General features: G+C 52.2%; 1 protein-coding gene. It reads left to right on the top strand.

The genetic code is table 11. The annotated features are described in order from the left end of the window. On the top strand, nt 1-211 hold a 211-nt coding region (locus tag Q5762_RS38080; RefSeq protein WP_315896890.1), incomplete at its 5' end, for a DUF1799 domain-containing protein. Between the last annotated feature and the right edge of the window lie 67 nt (nt 212-278).

Here is a 278-nt window from a genome sequence, read left to right as displayed (position 1 = left end):
CAATGCGGAAGCGGTTAACGTCTTTGTTTGCATGGATACGCAAAGGCGTTACACGTTTGCAGGGGCAGCCGGATTAGATTACGCCGCGTTACCAGTTGTAATGGATATGCTTGAGGTTGGGGTCGAGCGAAGGCCGGAAGTGTTCTCACACATCCGCATCATGGAACAAGTGGCCCTAGAAACAGCAGCGGAGCATAGAAACGATGGCTAATTTTGCACAACTCGGCATCCAGATTGATTCAAAGCAAGCCGAGGATGCGGCCCGCGATCTAGACGAC

It is taken from the genome of Streptomyces sp. P9(2023) (genome assembly GCF_032436795.1).
In the GTDB taxonomy this organism is placed as follows: Bacteria; Actinomycetota; Actinomycetes; order Streptomycetales; family Streptomycetaceae; genus Streptomyces.
This window is presented reverse-complemented; position numbering and strand designations above follow the sequence as displayed.